The organism is Veillonella sp. VA137 (assembly GCF_003992015.1).
Taxonomy (GTDB): Bacteria; Bacillota; Negativicutes; order Veillonellales; family Veillonellaceae; genus F0422.
On the sequence record NZ_RQVK01000016.1, the window covers coordinates 1 to 15,905 of the forward strand.

The window sequence follows — 15,905 nt, forward strand, 5'->3', positions numbered from 1 at the left end:
ATGTCTATTTTATTACAAAAAAAGAATGTTGGCGGCTACTCTTATATGAGTAGCCCCAACATTTAGTATAGAGCCTTTTTTTTGTAATAAGAAAGTGCTTACTATTCTTAAAATTTACTCTACGCAGTGCCCATTCTCTATGCTATAATGTATATTACGTATCAAATAATGTAGTATATATTATTCATAATGGAAGGGAAGACAAATAATGCCACCAGAGCTAGAAGAACCGCATCAAGGGCTCGGTTCCAGACAGAAAAAACGTATTATAGGAGTGAAACCAGGTCAGTTTGTAAAAGGTCTTGACGGACTAAAAGGGTTAGCCATTCTAGGCGTCACGATCTTTCATCTATTTCCCCATGCAGCCAGTGGCGGGTTCATGGGGGTTTCCCTTTTCTTTGTATTATCGGGGTATTTATTAGCTTTCACCACCAATCAACAATGGAAGTTGGGAAATTACAGCATTTCAAAATTCTTTCAGCGTAGGGCAGAGCGGATTCTCATTCCCTTAGTGTTGATGGTGGCAGTCATCTTAGGACTGTGGCATTTGCTGTTACCTGACAAACTAGCGGGCATACGCCCAGAAGTGATGTCCATTTTGCTGGGCTATAATAACTGGTGGCAAATCGCACAAAATGCAGATTATTTCACCCGTTTAGTGAACACATCGCCATTCACCCATATGTGGTTCTTAGGGGTAGAAATTCAGTACATTGTCATTTGGCCCATCCTATATTGGACCTATGTAGCACTGAAAAAACAGTGGAGTTACATCATCGGTCTAGTATGGATGCTAGCATTGGCGTTAGGATCCTCTGTCATTATGCCACTACTATATACAGAGGGTATGGACGTATCTCGTTTTTATTACGGCACAGACACGCGGCTATTCGCTTTGTTATTGGGCGCCTTTTTGGGATTGCATCGGAGTGAACAAAAACTATATCCGTTGGGTACTATGAAAGGAAATGTCATCAGCAGTATATTCCTATTGGCAGGCATCATTGCCACCGTAGTAGGATATATCTATTTAGATGGACAAAGTCCTTCTCTTTACACCTATGGCATGGTAGCATTTACTTGCTTATTTGGTTTCATGGTGTGGTTAGTAGAACGTCCTAATGCGCCACTTGGAAAATTGATGGATATGCCTGTCTTATCATGGTTTGGTAAACATAGTTATGGATTGTTTTTATGGCAATATCCAATGATCTACCTTTTTGAACATATGGGGCTTATGGAATTTTTTGCATCGCCTATAGCCTACTATTTCGTCTTAGTGATGGCTATCATCGGTCTTACACTTTGGTCTGAAGCGGTGACGAATTGGTGTGTCCGTCAAGACAGTGTTCGTGCCATTGTGGATGTCATTCGTTCCTACTATGTGAAAGTGCTATCTATCGTTGGGACTGTTTGTATTGTCCTAGGTGTGTATGCCTTCGCTACAGCACCTGCAGAGAAGCAACAAGACGTGACAGAGTTACAAGTGCGATTGGCGAAGAATGCAGAATCCCAAGCTGCAGAAAATGCAAAGGTCATCGACCTTTCTACTGTCAGTGATCCACAAGATATGGTGCATATGGCAGCCATTGGTGATTCCGTCATGCTTGGCTCCGCTCATGCATTGCGACAAGATTTTGCAGGTATCCAAATTGATGCTAAAGTATCTCGCTATGTAGGAGCAGGTTTAGGGATTGCGAAACAAATGGATGCGAACCAGCAACTAGGAAATGCGGTACTCATCGGTCTTGGTACCAATGGTCCTATTACAGGCTATTATGAAGATGAAACAAAAGCGTTGGTGCAGTATTTAGGTTCAAATCGTCAGATTTTCTGGATCAACAATTATGCGCCAGGCATTCAGTGGATTGAGGCCAACAATGTGTACTTAACTAAGCTTGCGAAAGAACATCCGAATGTACATATCATCGACTGGGCTAGCCTAGCAGCGAAACATCGAGATTGGCTCGGAGATGATGGTATTCATCCGAATGATACAGGGGTGAAAGAATACTCTAAATTCATCCATGATGAAGTGAAAAAAGTATTGCTCCAACAGGGAGAAACAAATAAAAAACAGAAAAAGCGCTAAGTACTTATCTTACGATAAGAGGGATTAGCTAGACATGCCAATATATAAGGGTTGTAACAATATGTAGATTCTACATCTTTGTTACGACCCTTTTTTGATTAATATCCCCTAAAATAGCACTACCAGTCAACGTTGACTGGTAGGAGTGTTTTCTAGGATTTTAGCGGGTGCATAGAGAAATCCTAAGTACGCAAGTAAAGGAGGTGACATTATGTACCATGTGGAGATTGAGCTGAATCATTTCTTTCAGCGTGCCTATGAAAGTGGAGCCAGTGATATGCATTTTGATACCTTAGAAAAAGAGGTGCAAGTACGATTCCGCTTGGATGGTCGTTTGCAAGAGATAGCTCGGATTCCCATGCCAGAAGGTGAGCAAGTGATGAATCGTTTGAAAGTGTTAGGGTCTTTAGATATTAGTGAAAAAAGATTGCCCCAAGATGGGCGGTATGTGTGGACTCATGAAAATCACTCAGGAACGATACGTATGTCTTCCTTGCCGTCTGTGTATGGTGAAAGTCTTGTATGTCGTCTCTTTTGGCATGATGAGCAGATAAAATCCTTAGAAGAATTAGGCATGCCGGATTATATTAGTGCAGAGGTGCGCAGGTTATTGGCACGTCCACATGGGTTACTGCTTGTGTGTGGGCCCACAGGGTCTGGTAAAAGTTCTACCTTGTATGCATTATTGCAAGAACTTAATGGAGAAGAGGAACAAATTATTACCTTGGAGCATCCAGTGGAACGTATCGTAGAAAAAGCTGTTCAAATTGGTGTACAGCCACAGATTGGTATGACTTTCAGTAAAGGATTACGTGCCATTTTACGACATGACCCAGATACCATAGTGGTCGGTGAAATTCGTGACCAAGAAACGGCACAGCTGGCGGTACAGGCAGCGCTTACGGGGCATCGTGTGTTATCTACGATTCATACGAACCATGCCATAGGCGTAGTGGAACGATTGGTAGATATGGGTGTAGAAGACTATCTTGTACGTGCCACCTTGACCGGTGTTATCTCGCAACGATTGGTACGAACTCTAGTAAATGGAGTGTATCATGGTCGTTGTGGATTGTATGAGTTGTTAGCCATTCCGAACCATGATTGCTGTTGGGAACAGCTAGATTCTTATCTGCTTTGTTCTTTGGAAGAGTCCGCACGTCGAGCCATCGAGGAAGGATTGACTACAGAAGAGGAAGTTCGTCGTGTGGGGGTAGTACTATGATTTTGTCACAGCTAGTGCACGAAGCTATCGAGCGTGGGGCTACCGACATTCATATACAAAGTGGGACAGTCTTTTGGCGTTTAGGCATGGATGTAGTACCTACAGAGTACGAATTATCTGATGAAGACATGCTTACGTTTCTAACCGACCAAGTACATACCATATCGGATACTATGATGTCCTATGATGGAGCCATGACCTTTGAAGGCTTACGCATTCGGGTACATTTATTCCGTTGGCGTTCTGGTTGGGGCGGTACCTTACGTATTTTGTATCCACCAAAAACAGGGCTAGACACTTCGGAAGAGGGCAATTTATTGCGCCGTATCTCTTCTTTTAAAGAGGGGCTGGTTATCATCGCTGGTGCCACTGGTTCAGGAAAATCCTATACTCTTACTTCTTGTTTAATGCATATTAATGAAAGTATGCGCCGTCATATTATTACGTTAGAAGATCCCATTGAATATGTCTTAGACCATCAACTGTCCTTGATACATCAACGGGAATTGCATACACACTTTCATCATATGGCGGACGGTATCCGAGATGCGTTGCGAGAAGATCCAGATGTGATTTTAATCGGTGAGGTACGGGATAGGGAAACCTTGGAAGCAGCATTACATGCGGCAGAAACGGGACATCTCGTATTTGCTACCTTACACACGCAACGTGCTACCATGTCAATAAACCGGATGATTTCGATGTTTCCAGCACATCAACAAGAAGAAGTGCGGACGCAGCTTTCACAGATATTACGAGCTGTCATCTGCCAACGACTGGTTGTTATCGATGATAGATTTATACCGGTGCGAGATATTTTGATTAATACCCCAGCAGTGGCAAATTTGATACGGCAACGAAAGGAGCCGCAAATTGTATCCTTGCAAGAAACGCAAAGACCGATGAAAACATTGGAAATGGCAGTCGCTGAGTTGCGGGCTATCTATGGTTCATCGCCAGTATTAGAGTCTGTATTACAGGTAAATTAGTGGAGAACATCTATGAGTTGGTATACCTATGAAGGATTTTCGACGGACAAAAAAATAGTGTCAGGCAAAGTATGGGGTGATTCAGAAGAAGAAGTGCAGGCAAAGCTAGCCTATCAATCCATAACGCCGATTCACTTGGAATGTGTTGTGGGGAAGGAAAAAAAGAAACAATGGAAAACAGCTCATATGATTCACTTTGCCTATCGATTGCATATGTTGTTGGGTGCAGGTATATCGTTACGAAAAGCCTTAGATATGATGACCAATACGAAAGGATCTACTATCCCCTATGAAGATATTCGTGAAGATGTAGGACGTGGTATGGCATTGTCAAAAAGTTTAGCCAAGTACCATTGCCCTGTCATTGTTACAACTATACTGGAAGCGGGTGAAGCATCAGGAACCTTAGTGGAATCCTTAGGTATGATTCAAAGCATGTATGAAGAGGAGCACCGATTGCGACAACAATTGGTATCAGCCATTACGTATCCTTCTTTTTTGGTAGCACTGATGATGATATTTGTAGGGGTAGCAGTAGGGTTTATTTTACCTCAATTTAAATCTGTTTTCGAAAGCATGCAAATCGAATTACCACCTCTTACAGCAGCGCTTTTTACAGGGGGCACTTGGTTACAACAAAAAGGAGTATATCTCTTGGTTGCTTTACTAGCATTGGGTATGGTTTTGTGGAAATTGTACCAACGAGAATCTGTGAAGTTTAGCGTACATCGTAAGGTTTGGCTATGTATGGCAAAAAGGGAATGGCTTATGGCGTATACGTTGGTACGCATGTGTCAGATTTGGAAGCTACTGTTAAAAAGCGGTATACCTTTGTTACAACTGTTGGATATGACAGAATCGCTGTGGGGCAACCGTTGGGCAAGCACCTTACAACAAGAGGTAAAAACTCGTATTTCCCAAGGTCATGGATTCACAGACTCATTAGAACAAGTACAATTAGGGACTCCGTTTGTATGGGATTTACTTCGTATTGGAGAAGAAACGGGTGACCTAGAAAGTATGTTAGATCAAGGGCATGCGTATTATAAGGGAATTTTGGAACGGACCGTAAAACGAGGAGAACAATTATTAGAACCTATTATGCTCAGTATTATGGGCAGTATGATCGCTTTACTTGTGGTAGCAGTAATGCTACCGATGTTTAATTCAATTTCAGCTATTCAATAGGAGGAAGTATGGAAGCACTTCGACAACGTTTATCCTTACGACAACGTAAGCAACAAGATGGATTTACATTAGTGGAATTAATGGTTGTGGTGGCAGTCATTGCCATTTTAGCATCCTTGGCAATGCCACAATTTTTAAATGCCTCAAACAAGGCGAAGGAAGCGAAAGTTAAATCGGATGTGACAACGATTTCCAACGCAGCACAGCTGTATATGATGGAACAATCTACCGATACAGTACCGACTGTAGATACATTATACAAAGAAGGGTATTTGACAGAACATGTGAAAACTCCTAAAGGGGGAGAGTACACAATCACCAGTGTACAAAATGAAGGTGGTAAAGGTAAACATATTGCTGTCACAGCACCTGATGCGGACAAGTAATTAGTAGAAGGAAGAGGGAAATATGGAGTATGTACTAGGAGGTATTGCTGGTGTCACAGGAGTTGCAAGCCTCTATCTCATTGTTTCTTGGACCTATATGAAAACACACAGTATGTGGTGCCTTATGACCATCTTTGCTCATATCATAGGGACAGTAGGGCTTTGCTATGCCTATCAAGTTGGATACATTACGAATATCTATGAACTGGGACTTCTTTATATGCTGGAGGTAACGCTCTTTTGGGGATCAACCATCGATAAGCTATATTATATTCTTCCCGATGAGGGAGCTATTCTAATTTGTATATGTGGATTTGTTTACCAGTGGATAGGTAATGGTGATGTGCTGATGATAGTCGTCAATGCTCTCTGTATGGGCGGATTGTGGTGGTCATTACGGTGGTTTAGCCATGGTGGTGTGGGACTGGGTGACATCAAATGGTTGATGGCCATTAGTTGTTGGCTCACATCAGGGGAATGCTTGGCATTATGCGGACTTTCCTCTATGATTGGCATCTTGTACAGTTGTGTGTGGCGTCTTACATCTCCAAATCATACCTATATTCCCTTTGGTCCTTCTTTCAGTGTGGCAACGATTCTACTATTCATCTATCCTTTTGAGAGGTGGCTATGATGAAAGTAGTTAGGCACACAGAAACAGGCTCCTTGTTAGTGGAAGTCTTGCTATATATGACGATTTGCTCTCTTATCATCGGCATGGTGTTGCTCTTAAATAATGGAGAACAACGAGAGTACTACCATTTTGATCGAGAAGGACGTATTTTATTTGCGCATATCAAGCGTATGCAGATAGCTACCTTATATGGGAATTTACAGCGTGTTGGAGGTGGTAATCGTATAGTATTAGACGGAACTAGATATGGATATATCAATGGGTCTAGTACTATGGTCTATCGTGAGTTACCTCCCTCTATGCATATTGAATTTACAGGTACATCTCAGGTGTTGCGCTTTGCAGGTCATAAGGGGGTAGGGAAAGTGTTTACCGTCACCTTAGTGGATTCTGTGATTCGCTATAAACGAACCTTTATTTTTGCTCGACAATCTGGGCGTATACGTTGGGAGGAATCAAAATTTTGAAAGCACAACAAGAGGGATTTCTCTACATGGATGTATTAGCCTCACTGTTTGTCATGAGCCTATTATGCTCTACTTTATTTGTGCTCATGATGAGCAGTATCCAGCAATATGGGAAAATGATGGAGGAAGATAGAGCACTGCAAGCTATGATTTTATATATGGAAGAGGGGAAAGCTAGTTGGGCATACAGAAAAACTCTAGAGTCTGATGAACCTCCAAGTGTAGGGACTACAAGCTTTCAGAGGATAGAGGAAGAACATCGAGATGGAATACATGTATTGACGGTAATCGCTTATCGGCATGGAGAGGAAATACATCGGTTCACTACCTATTTGTTGGAACCTAGTCAATGAGTTGCATCATGGGTACTACAAGAAACAGGATAATCAGTTAATATAGTGACAATGCAATCAGATGAGATATAGAGCATACTGGAAGTAAAATATATAAAATACATGAGAGGCCATAGAGAGGTAGGTATATATGGGTGAAACGTACAATGTTGAGTGTAAAAATTGTTAGGCCTTTCTATAGGTGTACTAATCGTACAGGTAAAATAGACGGATTTTTACTAGTAGAAGCACTATTAGGTAGCTTGTTACTAGTGACCATAGTGACGGGATTTTTCCTTATCACATCACATAGTGTGAAGTGGCTACATATGTTACATCACCGTCATGAATTACTATTAGATGCTAGGTTTAGTCGCATACAGATTATGAATCGTCTTCGTTATAGTGAGAAAAAAACACGAGTCAGTGAAGATGGCTCCTGGTTAGTATCTCCTTCCAATTGGCGGATACGGGTCTATCAAGATGCTTTCGTGACTATCCTATCTGATGGACAATTACAGGATATTACGGAAAGTGAGATCAGTCCCAAGATAGGGAAAATACATGTATTTTCAGAAGGTTCTACATTTTTTCAGGAACGATCAGATGGTCTCGTTGATTTACATTGGTACTCAGAGGTACGACCTTATTGGAGACGAGATTACATTCAACTTATGGAAGGTGGACAGAACCGATATCATGTACAGACTGGGATTTTGCCGTATGCCACCTATCTTCAGAGATTACACCATACGGCAAAGTAAGGTGGTACTTTGTCATAATAGATAGAAATACGCATATGAGCAGAAATACTGAGCATACATGTTACTATGCATAATCTATCTATAGGGGTGTGAATTAAGTCAGAAGCTGTAAAAATATATGCAAAAAAACAGTTAGTTAAAAATAGATGCTCGTAGAGCACTTATATTAGGTAATGTATGCGAGGTTAAATATTATGTTGTGCTGGAAAGAGCAAAAGAAAAATGGGCAAGGAAAGCAGTTGTAGTTAGAAATAGATATTGTAGAACGGTTATATTGAGGAATGCATGAGAGGTTAGCTAGTATGTTCCGCTGGAAAGGGAGAAAGAAAAATGGCTTTGTGTCGTACATGATTTTGCTGATAGCCATGATGACTATTGGTACTTGGATAGCTTGGCAACAGACGATGCAGATTACGTATCATAGCATGATGGATGAATATCGGTTTGTTAGATGTCAATATGGCATAGAGCGGGGCATAGTATTAGGTACAAATAAAAAATTCTTTTTAGCACATCAAAAGGAAATAATTGGTAGTGGTTCACCGAAATATGTACTAGAAGAAACAGATACGGAACGAATTGAAGCTATTATATATAAAGAGCAAGAGCCACAACGATATTGCTTACGGCTTATATGTATCGATGTAGGCACAGAAACAAATGTGAGGCAAGACGTGTACTTTAGAACAGTATATAAACATGATGTATTGGATGCTATACGCATAGAAGGAGTGCAAGAATAAGGGGGTCAATATGAAAACCAATCCAGTAATGGCTATTGCCATTGGACATGATGAAATTGTGGGAGTGAAAGCCTACAAAATTGAAGGTACTGCTGTGCTAGAAGATGTTATCGTTCAAAATCGGCATAGTGATATGGGGACGGATATAAAAGAGTTTTTTGACTATTATGGAGAAACAGGCATATCCATCGGTTGTGTCTTTGTATCTCCACTACAATCAGTGTACATGGAAACACCAATGATGCATAAAATAGATCAATACTTATTTGCCCAACGTGAGGGAAAACGAATCTTTCAGAATGAAGAATTTCCTAATGCCATTGATTTCGCCTCTAGACCAGGTACGACGGAGGAGTTAATGTTCATTCTTATCGTGGCCTTAGAACGTAACCAAGTTAAACAGGTGGCGCGAGGGATTCAACAAGGCGGGGGCAATCTTTGTGTTATCGATTACTGGCCAGCACCGCTTGCGTTCAGTCGTGGTCGAGAATCATCTATGCTTTGTATCACTCCAGAAGAGGATAAGGTGCGAGTATCGTTATGGAATGATAAATTCTGTACGGGGCATACCTTAGTGTCATTAGGTGTGAACGAAGTATTGGAAGCATGTGAAACGGTCTATGAAGATAGCAAACAATTTCAAGTGCCCTATCCTAAGGGAGCTATAGTAGTTGGTTTTGATGAAACAAGAGTTAAAGCCTTTGAGCCTATTTTAGAAACTTATGGAACAATTGATCAGGTACCCCTTCATATTGTAGATAAAGGAGAAAACTATAATCCACAGAATATAAATCATGAAATGGCATTTGGTTTAGCGATTAGGTTACTTACTGATGGAAAATAAGGCAAATCTTACTTTCATAGAACCGGATATACAGTGGATGTGTTGGTATATTCGGTACAAACACATATGGTGGGCTTTATTGGTTCTATTGATTGCTGGTTTAGTAGGTGCAGTAGCGATGGGTACAAAAGCATATATACAGTATCAAGATATAGTAGAAAAACAAACAGATGTAACTTCACACCATATTGATGCTAAGGAGGCACATAGTGTGTACGAAACCATGGTTCAAGAAAACAAAAAAGATGAACCATCACCACAGGGAACGTTGAAGGAATGTATATACTTACTAGACGCATCGAATACATATCACATCCAATTAGTCGAGTGGTCTACCATGAATCAATGGTATGTGGAAGCTAGAGGGACTAATGAAAATGAATTACATCAGTTTAGTTCGGTATTGAGTCGATTAGGAGGTCACCGTCACTATGATGAAGTGGTGGAAAAAGAATCCGGAACTACACTATACCGCAGTCGTATTACAGGCACTGTGGAAAGCCCTGCCCATTCCCAAAAGAAGTCTGCTCCTAGTCATTAGTATGTACTGTTGTGTGGTAACTATAAGCATTAGTATGACGGTGTACTTTCAGGGAGAAACGAAACGAATCTCCGCAGAGATTGATGAAGAGATACTTTCACAGGAGGCAGAAACAACATTTTTAAATAGTGAAAGTTATCAATTTGTGAAACAATTAGATGATACTGTATTAGATCTAGAAGGGCTGTATCATTTGGTGCTATCCTCCATAGAAGATACACCTCTAATCATGGTCAGTACACATAAAGAAGAGGGAGCTCTAGATGTGGTAGTGCAAGGGTCTACCCTAGATATGGTGCAGTGGCTAGTAGGGATGCAAAAGATACATCCTACTTTACGTTTTAGGATAGAAAAAATTATTCACGCACAAGGTGTGACTACTTTACAATGTAAGATTTATGAAAATACTAAAAAATAGCCCTAATGGTTTGTCAAAGTATAGTCGAGTATAGTAAAATAAAGTTAAAATTTACTACTAGATGGAAGAATGAGATATTATACAACATGAAAACGACTATCAAGAGAAACATTATCCTCATTGGTTCTATGGGGAGCGGAAAAAGTCACTTAGGTCGAAATTTAGCGGACGCCAAAGGCTGGCAATTTGTTGACACGGATCGTATATTAGAAAAACGATATAATATGCCTATTGCTGATATTTTTAAGACAATAGGTGAAAAGGCATTTCGCCGTGCGGAATTTGAAGTGATTAAAAAAGTGGCTATGTATCATGAAGCGGTGATTTCCGTAGGTGGAAATTTCCCAGTGGATATGCGTACACTACGATATATGCAAAAATATTCATTTATTGTGGGCATTCGTGCTTCACATTATCGAATTGTGAATCGTGTTAATCGTTGGGTTGGTAAACGACCGACCATGAACTATGATGATGTATCTGGGTATGTAGCATGGATGATGCGTAGGTGGAAACCATTGTATCGGAAATGTGACCATGTGTTAGATACTACATACAGCCATACCGATGAATTAGTCACAAGTATTGACGGATCTATAAAGTCTAAGGGCATATATTTTAAGCGGCGAAAAGTACACCAAGGTGAATAATATGAAACGTATAGCTATTTTGACAAGTGGTGGAGATGCACCAGGAATGAATGCAGTCATTCGTTCCATTACAAGAAGTGCAATATATGAAGGCCTCGATGTAGTAGGAATACAACGAGGCTTTTTGGGCGTTTTAGAAGAAGACTTTATTCCTTTGACTCGACGTAGTGTAGGGAATATTGTGAACAAGGGAGGAACGATTTTAAAATCCTCTCGTTGTCTTGAATTTAAAGAACTTGAACATCAGCAAAGGGGCTATGACAATTTACGTCGTCACGGTATTGACGGATTAGTCGTTGTTGGTGGAGATGGTTCTATGTGTGGTGCTAAGGTGTTGTCTGACCTGGGATTACCTACGGTGACAATTCCAGGCACTATTGATAAAGATATGAATGGTACTGATTATACAATCGGTTTTGATACAGCTCTTAATACCATCATTGATGGGGTGAGCAAAATTCGTGATACCTCTACAGCTCATGATCGTGTAGCTATTGTAGAAGTGATGGGACGACATGCAGGTCATATTGCTGTCTACGCAGGCGTCGCATGCGGTGCTGAGGTGGTGCTGACACCAGAGGTGCCAATGACATTAGAAGAGGTAAAAGAATCATTAGAAAATACAACCCGTAATGGTAAAAAGAATAGTATTATCATCGTGGCGGAAGGAGCCTATAGCGCTTTTGAAGTAGCCCAATATATTAAAGAGCATACATCCTATGCGCCTTCTGTTACTGTCTTAGGGTATTTACAACGTGGTGGCTCACCGTCTGCGTATGATGCACTAATGGCTGCTCGCTTAGGAGAGGCGGGAGTACGTGCCTTGTTAGAGGGGCATACACATCATCTGATAGGAGTTCATTGCAATCATATTGATGCCATAGACTATGAGGAAGCTGCAACGTGTGAGTATCCTTTAGATACTTCTTTATACCAATTAATACGTGTATTAGGACAATAATTCCATAGTTGTTTTACTATTGTATTGTATAAGATAAAGAAAACTAACTTTAGTTTTCTTTTCTTTTTATCCTCTATCTATGGTATATTTTGTTTTATACTATAGTAAAAGGCTACTTATAAAAGGAAGCTATCAGCAGGCGTAAACCAGTTTAAGGAGATGAAAGTCTATACTATATGTTGAAGGTTACTCCTATTAGAGTAAGGAAACACTATGTTGGTGTATTTTATATACAATTGATAAACGAAAGGAGATATTTCATGTGGAAAAATAAAAAATTATGGATTGCCATTGTGGCTATCTTAGTGGTAGCTATTGGTGGATGGCAATGGTATAGTAGTAGCCAAACGAAAGATGCGCCTATGTATACAACGGGTAAAGTAGGAAAAGGTAGTATTTCATCTACTATTAGTGCAACGGGAACCATTAATCCGGTTCGTTATGTAGATGTGTCTACAAATATTCCTGGTAAATTAGAGTCTGTGCTGGTAAAAGCCAATCAGCATGTAACAGCAGGGCAAGTTATCGCTACTATTGATTCTCGTCAATTACAAGCTTCTGTAGATAATGCAAGGGCTACGCTCAACCAAACCGCCACAGATTTGGATCGATACCGTACGCTAGTGTCACAAGGTGCCATTTCACAGCAAACCTATGACAATGCCTTAGCAGCCTATGAAAAAGCAAAAGCTAGTTATGATCAGGTGGCAGCGAACTTAACAGATAGTACTATTACAGCTCCTATGGATGGGACCATTATTGGAGAGCCTTTGAAAGCAGGTCAAACTATCGCCACTGGTATTTCTACACAAATGATCATCGCCACTATCGCTGATTTATCTGATTTAGAAATTTATTTAACAGTTGACGAAACAGATATTGGAAATGTAAAAGAAGGTGCCAAAGTAGATTTTACAGTCGATGCGCATCCAGGTCAGACTTTCACAGGTACTGTTAAAAGTATTTCCTTAGGCACAAAAGGTAGTATGGGAACGACCAGCTCGTCCGTAGTGTACTATACAGTGCGTGTAGCAATTCCAGCAAGCGATGTAAGTCATTTCTTCCCATCTATGACAGCGCGGGCAACAATTCATGGCGAAGAACGACAAAATGTGTTGGTAGTTCCATTGGCTGCTGTTCGCTCCGATAAAGTAGGAGAATTTGTGTATGTCATCAAAGATGGCAAACCTGTTAGAACCAGTGTGAAAACTGGCATGACGGGTGATTCTACAATTGAAATTATATCTGGAGTAGCAGAAGGCGATGAAATCATTATCAGTGGTGATGTAAGTGCGACGAAAAAACAACAACAGAGAGGGCCATTCTAATGGAAACTCCAAAAAAAGCAGTCATTACCTTGGAGGGGATTACGAAAACCTATGTGAATGGAAAGTTAACGGTACCAGTATTACATGGTGTTGATTTGTCCATTTATGAAGGGGAGTTTACCTCTATCATGGGACCTTCTGGTTCGGGGAAGTCTACGTTTATGAATATCTTAGGGTGTCTTGATAGACCTACCAGTGGTTCCTATCGATTAGATGGAGAAGAAGTAGCCCATCTGGGGGACGATGAATTGGCCTATGTACGAAATAAACGAATTGGGTTCGTGTTCCAAAGTTTTAATTTATTGCCTAAATTAACGGCTCTAGATAATGTAGCATTACCGATGGTCTATGCAGGAGTGTCTAAAGCAGAACGTAAAGCTAGGGCTAGTCAGTTATTGATAGATTTGGGGCTCGGTACTCGGTTGGATCATATGCCAGCAGAATTATCAGGGGGACAACGACAACGTGTTGCTATTGCGAGGGCATTGGCAAATGACCCAGCGATTATTATGGCGGATGAACCTACAGGTAACCTTGATTCAAAAGCAAGTTTAGATGTGATGCATATCTTCACAGAATTATATCGAGAAGGGCGTACCATCATTTTAGTCACCCATGAGCCAGATATTGCTGAATATGCAGGTCGCAATGTGGTTTTAAAAGATGGTCTTATTGTAGAAGATAGAATAAATCCCCATATGAAAGGATTGCAGGTAGGAGGTGAAAGCCATGTATAAGGAAGGTTTCTTAATGGCTTGGTCATCTCTAATAGCCAATAAGATGCGATCATTATTGACGATGCTAGGTATCATCATTGGTGTAGCTGCGGTGATTGCACTTGTATCCATTGGATATGGGGTTCGTCAACAAATCACAGAATCTATTTCCAGTTTGGGTAGTAATCTATTAATGGTTTATCCAGGGGCTCCTAGAACACCAGGGGTACGCCCGGTATCTGGTGCTAATAAAACGTTAAAAATGGGCGACTATGAAGCTATTTCGAAGATGGATAGCGTGCAAGCAGCTTCACCAGTAGCAGCTAATTCGTATTTAACTGTGTACATGAGCAAGAATTGGACCACAACTGTGAATGGTGCTAACGCTGACTTTCAGTATGTAAACAATTGGACTATGAAATCAGGTCGTTTTATTACAGATAGTCAAATTGAACGCCGTGAACGGGTGGCAGTCATAGGTGCCACAGTGGCAAAAAACTTGTTTGATAATGAAGATCCTATTGGTAAGGATATTCGGATTCATAAAAATTCTTTTAAAGTAGTAGGTGTCCTTGATGAAAAGGGTTCTGGTACTATGGGGAATGATCAAGATGATGTCATTGTAGTACCGTATACAACTATGATGGAACGTGTGATGGGTGTTGATTATTTGCGTATGATCTACATTCAAGCTAAAGAGGGTGAAGACTTGGAACGGGTGCAAGCAGATATAGAAAATATTTTGCGTGTTCGTCATGGCATCAAAAATCCTGATCTCGATGATTTTAATGTGAATAATATGGCATCCATTATGAAGGCGGTAGAAGAAAATACAGCTACCATGACCTTATTCCTAGGTGCTGTGGCAGCGATTTCTTTATTAGTTGGTGGCATTGGTATTATGAATATCATGCTTGTATCTGTCACAGAACGTACTCGAGAAATTGGTGTTCGTAAAGCCTTAGGTGCTACGTATCGTACGATTATTACACAGTTTTTAATTGAAGCCGTCGTTATCTCTCTCGTAGGTGGTGCCATCGGTATTCTAGTGGGGATTGGTGCGTCACAGCTGATTGCTACAGTAGCTAAGTTAAAAACTGTAGTGACCACAGGGCCTATTTTATTATCCTTTGGATTCTCTATGACGATAGGTCTTGTATTTGGTTTATATCCAGCTAGAAAAGCAGCGAAGTTAAATCCTATTGATGCCTTACATTATGAATAGCTGACTAAATACCAATATGTATAGGAAACTAGACCTATTATATATTGGTATTTTTCATTTTCCCGATAGAATATGGTATAATATATAAATTGAAAGGATGTGTGTCTATGAAAATTAGTCAAGAGGAAATTAAGAATATTGCCTTATTATCCCGATTAGAAATTAAAGATTTAGAGGCTGCTGAAAAAGCTCTCAGTAATATCCTTACCTATGTTGAGGAATTAGAAGAATTAGATTTAACAGATGTAGAGCCAATGGCTCATGCGGTGCCATTACAAAATGTGTATCGTCCAGATGAGATGAAACCATCATTGCCACGAGAAGCGGCGTTACAAAATGCACCTGAAGAAGAGAATGGGTATTTCAGAGTACCTCGTGTTGTACAGAACTAGGAGAAGATAC

General features: G+C 40.5%; 19 protein-coding genes. All 19 read left to right on the top strand.

The window, feature by feature from the left end:
- The first annotated feature begins 208 nt into the window (after positions 1 to 208).
- Entirely contained in the window at positions 209 to 2,092 is a 1,884-nt protein-coding gene (locus EO116_RS07350; protein ID WP_127161267.1) for an acyltransferase family protein, read from the top strand.
- 211 nt (positions 2,093 to 2,303) lie between these two features.
- Positions 2,304 to 3,317 (top strand): GspE/PulE family protein, encoded by a 1,014-nt coding sequence (locus EO116_RS07355; RefSeq protein WP_127161268.1) that lies wholly within the window; start codon positions 2,304 to 2,306, stop codon positions 3,315 to 3,317.
- Entirely contained in the window at positions 3,314 to 4,306 is a 993-nt protein-coding gene (locus EO116_RS07360; protein ID WP_127161269.1) for a type IV pilus twitching motility protein PilT, read from the top strand. Before EO116_RS07355 ends, EO116_RS07360 begins: the two co-directional genes overlap by 4 nt.
- A 12-nt stretch (positions 4,307 to 4,318) precedes the next feature.
- Positions 4,319 to 5,494, top strand: a complete 1,176-nt coding sequence (locus tag EO116_RS07365) for a type II secretion system F family protein (RefSeq protein WP_127161270.1) — start codon at positions 4,319 to 4,321, stop codon at positions 5,492 to 5,494.
- An 8-nt stretch (positions 5,495 to 5,502) separates the two neighbouring features.
- Positions 5,503 to 5,880 (top strand): competence type IV pilus major pilin ComGC, encoded by a 378-nt coding sequence (locus EO116_RS07370; protein WP_127161271.1) that lies wholly within the window; start codon positions 5,503 to 5,505, stop codon positions 5,878 to 5,880.
- A 22-nt stretch (positions 5,881 to 5,902) separates the two neighbouring features.
- The gene (locus tag EO116_RS07375; protein WP_127161272.1) at positions 5,903 to 6,514 is read left to right on the top strand and encodes a prepilin peptidase; all 612 of its coding nucleotides are present in this window, start codon (positions 5,903 to 5,905) and stop codon (positions 6,512 to 6,514) included.
- Complete coding sequence (locus EO116_RS07380; protein WP_127161273.1) at positions 6,514 to 6,981, top strand: hypothetical protein; 468 nt, start codon at positions 6,514 to 6,516, stop codon at positions 6,979 to 6,981. The genes EO116_RS07375 and EO116_RS07380 overlap by 1 nt, the downstream gene beginning before the upstream one ends.
- Positions 6,978 to 7,334, top strand: a complete 357-nt coding sequence (locus EO116_RS07385) for a hypothetical protein (protein WP_127161274.1) — start codon at positions 6,978 to 6,980, stop codon at positions 7,332 to 7,334. The genes EO116_RS07380 and EO116_RS07385 overlap by 4 nt, the downstream gene beginning before the upstream one ends.
- Before the next feature lie 134 nt (positions 7,335 to 7,468).
- Positions 7,469 to 8,077 carry a hypothetical protein gene (locus EO116_RS07390; protein WP_127161275.1) on the top strand — a complete coding sequence of 203 codons (609 nt, stop codon included), beginning with the start codon at positions 7,469 to 7,471 and terminating at the stop codon, positions 8,075 to 8,077.
- Positions 8,078 to 8,415: 338 nt separating this feature from the next.
- Positions 8,416 to 8,820, top strand: a complete 405-nt coding sequence (locus EO116_RS07395; RefSeq protein WP_164726097.1) for a hypothetical protein — start codon at positions 8,416 to 8,418, stop codon at positions 8,818 to 8,820.
- A gap of 10 nt (positions 8,821 to 8,830) precedes the next feature.
- On the top strand, positions 8,831 to 9,664 hold the full coding sequence (locus EO116_RS07400; RefSeq protein WP_127161277.1) for a hypothetical protein: 834 nt from the start codon (positions 8,831 to 8,833) through the stop codon (positions 9,662 to 9,664).
- A complete protein-coding gene (locus tag EO116_RS07405) occupies positions 9,654 to 10,205 on the top strand; it encodes a hypothetical protein (protein WP_127161278.1) in 552 nt (183 codons plus the stop codon). Before EO116_RS07400 ends, EO116_RS07405 begins: the two co-directional genes overlap by 11 nt.
- Before the next feature lie 13 nt (positions 10,206 to 10,218).
- Positions 10,219 to 10,623, top strand: a complete 405-nt coding sequence (locus tag EO116_RS07410) for a hypothetical protein (protein WP_127161279.1) — start codon at positions 10,219 to 10,221, stop codon at positions 10,621 to 10,623.
- 86 nt (positions 10,624 to 10,709) lie between these two features.
- Positions 10,710 to 11,273, top strand: coding sequence for a shikimate kinase (locus EO116_RS07415; protein ID WP_127161280.1), 564 nt, complete (start codon positions 10,710 to 10,712; stop codon positions 11,271 to 11,273).
- Between the two features lies 1 nt (position 11,274).
- On the top strand, positions 11,275 to 12,234 hold the full coding sequence (gene pfkA / locus EO116_RS07420) for a 6-phosphofructokinase (RefSeq protein ID WP_127161281.1): 960 nt from the start codon (positions 11,275 to 11,277) through the stop codon (positions 12,232 to 12,234).
- A 260-nt stretch (positions 12,235 to 12,494) separates the two neighbouring features.
- Entirely contained in the window at positions 12,495 to 13,562 is a 1,068-nt protein-coding gene (locus tag EO116_RS07425; RefSeq protein ID WP_127161282.1) for an efflux RND transporter periplasmic adaptor subunit, read from the top strand.
- A complete protein-coding gene (locus EO116_RS07430; protein ID WP_127161283.1) occupies positions 13,562 to 14,299 on the top strand; it encodes an ABC transporter ATP-binding protein in 738 nt (245 codons plus the stop codon). The genes EO116_RS07425 and EO116_RS07430 overlap by 1 nt, the downstream gene beginning before the upstream one ends.
- The gene (locus EO116_RS07435) at positions 14,292 to 15,503 is read left to right on the top strand and encodes an ABC transporter permease (RefSeq protein ID WP_127161284.1); all 1,212 of its coding nucleotides are present in this window, start codon (positions 14,292 to 14,294) and stop codon (positions 15,501 to 15,503) included. The genes EO116_RS07430 and EO116_RS07435 overlap by 8 nt, the downstream gene beginning before the upstream one ends.
- Before the next feature lie 107 nt (positions 15,504 to 15,610).
- Entirely contained in the window at positions 15,611 to 15,895 is a 285-nt protein-coding gene (gene gatC / locus EO116_RS07440) for an Asp-tRNA(Asn)/Glu-tRNA(Gln) amidotransferase subunit GatC (protein WP_126938694.1), read from the top strand.
- The last annotated feature ends 10 nt before the right edge of the window (positions 15,896 to 15,905 follow it).

Excerpts from the sequence above, each read along its gene's own strand:
- EO116_RS07400 (WP_127161277.1), top strand. The coding sequence starts at position 8,831 with ATGAAAACCAATCCAGTAATGGCTATTGCCATTGGACATGATGAAATT.
- EO116_RS07430 (WP_127161283.1), top strand. The coding sequence starts at position 13,562 with ATGGAAACTCCAAAAAAAGCAGTCATTACCTTGGAGGGGATTACGAAA.
- EO116_RS07350 (WP_127161267.1), top strand. The coding sequence starts at position 209 with ATGCCACCAGAGCTAGAAGAACCGCATCAAGGGCTCGGTTCCAGACAG.
- EO116_RS07425 (WP_127161282.1), top strand. The coding sequence starts at position 12,495 with ATGTGGAAAAATAAAAAATTATGGATTGCCATTGTGGCTATCTTAGTG.
- EO116_RS07405 (WP_127161278.1), top strand. The coding sequence starts at position 9,654 with ATGGAAAATAAGGCAAATCTTACTTTCATAGAACCGGATATACAGTGG.
- EO116_RS07355 (WP_127161268.1), top strand. The coding sequence starts at position 2,304 with ATGTACCATGTGGAGATTGAGCTGAATCATTTCTTTCAGCGTGCCTAT.
- EO116_RS07435 (WP_127161284.1), top strand. The coding sequence starts at position 14,292 with ATGTATAAGGAAGGTTTCTTAATGGCTTGGTCATCTCTAATAGCCAAT.
- gatC (WP_126938694.1), top strand. The coding sequence starts at position 15,611 with ATGAAAATTAGTCAAGAGGAAATTAAGAATATTGCCTTATTATCCCGA.
- EO116_RS07365 (WP_127161270.1), top strand. The coding sequence starts at position 4,319 with ATGAGTTGGTATACCTATGAAGGATTTTCGACGGACAAAAAAATAGTG.
- EO116_RS07360 (WP_127161269.1), top strand. The coding sequence starts at position 3,314 with ATGATTTTGTCACAGCTAGTGCACGAAGCTATCGAGCGTGGGGCTACC.
- pfkA (WP_127161281.1), top strand. The coding sequence starts at position 11,275 with ATGAAACGTATAGCTATTTTGACAAGTGGTGGAGATGCACCAGGAATG.
- EO116_RS07415 (WP_127161280.1), top strand. The coding sequence starts at position 10,710 with ATGAAAACGACTATCAAGAGAAACATTATCCTCATTGGTTCTATGGGG.
- EO116_RS07375 (WP_127161272.1), top strand. The coding sequence starts at position 5,903 with ATGGAGTATGTACTAGGAGGTATTGCTGGTGTCACAGGAGTTGCAAGC.
- EO116_RS07370 (WP_127161271.1), top strand. The coding sequence starts at position 5,503 with ATGGAAGCACTTCGACAACGTTTATCCTTACGACAACGTAAGCAACAA.
- EO116_RS07380 (WP_127161273.1), top strand. The coding sequence starts at position 6,514 with ATGAAAGTAGTTAGGCACACAGAAACAGGCTCCTTGTTAGTGGAAGTC.